A 2,359-nucleotide genomic window follows, 5' to 3' on the forward strand; every position below is an offset into this window, starting at 1 on the left:
CAGTCGAGTTAGAAACGGGATGACGTGAGCGCGTTAAGGATCAGGGTGTTCACGTTGGCCGGAATGGCTGTTCAACTTCGCCGGAATACGCACAGTCAGCTGATAACGGCGGGACACGGAATGGATCTTAAGCTGTTGAGAAGATGTGAGATTATATCTTCATCACTTTAAGAACACAGCCTAGGGGGATTCTAGGCGAGCTCTTGTTTGTCGAGCGAGCGACAACCACGCTACCAAGAGTGCAAACACTGCTCCTGTCATCAAAGATGAGATGGCTCGAAATCATAGGTCTACCTACTGTAATATACTGTCAGTACATCAGATCTACAGATGCACAGTATATGTTGGCAGCGTACAGTGCCCACACAACAAGGAGATGTTGATGCAAAGCCCTGTAGTACCGGATAACGAACGGCTTCGCTTAGACGCATTGCGCCGTTTAGCGATACTTGATAGCCCCGCAGAGGAGCGTTTTGACCGGATTACCAGGATGGCTCGCAACATGTTTGATGTGCCTATTGCCCTGATCTCATTCGAAGACAATGAACACGAGTGGGCCAAGCCTTGTTATGGCCTAAACATCCATGAACCTCTTCCTAATATCTCTTTTTGTAAAAATGGATTTCTCAAAGAACGCATGCTTGTTATTGAGGATGCAACCAAAGATCCTCTTTATTATAATAATCCAATGGTTCAAGGGGAGCCATACATCCGATTCTATGCTGGTCATTCATTAGTAATAACTGATGGATTGCATATCGGTTCGTTGTGCCTTATAGACCGTAAGGCTAGGGCTTTTGGAGAAAAGGATAGAGCTTTATTTACCGACTTGGCATTAACAGTTGAAAGCGAGTTACGTGCAGTTCAAATGGCGACAATAGATGAGTTGACGGGGATAACCAACAGGCGAGGTTTTATTCTTCTGGCTGAGAGGTACTTGCAACATGCATACAGAACGAAAAGGGGCCTTTCATTATTGTTTATAGATTTGAATCATTTCAAATCTATAAACGATCGATTTGGTCATGATGTTGGAGATGATGCATTGTGCCAAGCCGCCAGCTTGATCAACTTGATTTTTAGAAATGCTGATATCTGTGCTCGATTAGGTGGTGATGAATACGTGGTTTTACTCCCAGAAACAAACATTAACTATATTGAATCAATCAATAATCGAATAAATCAGATCTTTGATGAGTTCAATAAGCATAGCGGTAAGGTATATAACCTTTCTTGTTCTATAGGCTATGTGGAATATGATGCAACTACACCACCAGATCTAAACTTGTTACTCCGTTTGGCGGATGAGGCCATGTATCGTTGCAAGCAGAATTTATAAATCATATGCACCCTATGGGCATATGATTTAAGAGAGTCGTTAACTAGTATGGCAATAATCTGCAACAATAAAAATATCAAGTTAATTTTTATTTATGTACATTTTTAAATTATAGTTACTTAATAGTTCGGTTATGTGCCCATACAGTAACAGCAACTCTAGACTTTAATTTTAGTTTTCTTAGAATGTTTCTCACATGTATTTTTACCGTCCCATGAGATATATATAATAATTTTGAAATGACTTTGTTTGAGTGACCTTCAGCAAGAAGTTTTACTACATCAATTTCTCTATGGCTTAATGATTCAATAATGCCAACATTACTATCTGATAATGAGATTGACATTACTTTATTGTTTGACTGAGGACTTTCAATTGATGTATCAGCACATATGCTCTTAATGAAGCCAATTAAATCAAGCGGTTCAATATTTTTTGAAAGATATCCATTGGCTCCGAACCTAAACGCTTCTACAACATCAATTTCCAAATCTGACTCGGTGAAGATAACGACCTTGCTTTTTATTTTCTTTGCTCTGATTCTCTTCAGCGTTTCTAATCCATTAAGCACTGGCATTTGAAGGTCAAGCAATATTAAATCTGGTTCATATTCTACTGCCAGATCTAATCCTTCTTTACCATTGCCAGCCTCTGCAATCACCTTCATAAGGTGATCTGTTGAGAGTGTAGCTTTGACTCCTGCCCGCAATATAGCGTGGTCATCTACAAGCAATACTTTTAATGCTTGCATTTCTTCGATTGAAACTTTGTTATCCATAACTACATTCTCAATACCATGCTAGCGTCACATTACACCATACGTGCATAAAAAACACTATAAATCAACACGTTAACCAATATGCAGGATGCAACTCTATAATGGCCCATAGCTATGTATCTTTATCATTTTAACCCCAGTCGTTTGGCTAGGGAAGGTGCGAACAAGTCCCTGATATGAGATCATGTTTGTCATCTGGAGCCATGAAAAAGGGTTCATCATGAGTCATCAGCTCACCTTCG

At 39.7% G+C, this 2,359-nt stretch carries 2 protein-coding genes; one reads left to right on the forward strand and one right to left on the reverse strand.

Annotated elements, in window-relative coordinates:
- The first annotated feature begins 382 nt into the window (after window positions 1-382).
- On the forward strand, window positions 383-1,339 hold the full coding sequence (locus AB5Y90_RS00625) for a diguanylate cyclase (protein WP_368166413.1): 957 nt from the start codon (window positions 383-385) through the stop codon (window positions 1,337-1,339).
- A gap of 115 nt (window positions 1,340-1,454) precedes the next feature.
- On the opposite strand, the gene AB5Y90_RS00630 is transcribed toward AB5Y90_RS00625, so the two are convergent.
- A complete protein-coding gene (locus AB5Y90_RS00630; protein WP_144716203.1) occupies window positions 1,455-2,117 on the reverse strand; it encodes a response regulator in 663 nt (220 codons plus the stop codon).
- Window positions 2,118-2,359: the final 242 nt, after the last annotated feature.

It is taken from the genome of Aeromonas sp. R4-1, from assembly GCF_040908325.1.
GTDB lineage: Bacteria > Pseudomonadota > Gammaproteobacteria > Enterobacterales > Aeromonadaceae > Aeromonas > Aeromonas veronii.

Bases quoted from the DNA above. Each gene is read 5' to 3' on its own strand.
- AB5Y90_RS00625 (WP_368166413.1), top strand. From the start codon at position 383: ATGCAAAGCCCTGTAGTACCGGATAACGAACGGCTTCGCTTAGACGCA.
- AB5Y90_RS00630 (WP_144716203.1), bottom strand. From the start codon at position 2,117: ATGGATAACAAAGTTTCAATCGAAGAAATGCAAGCATTAAAAGTATTG.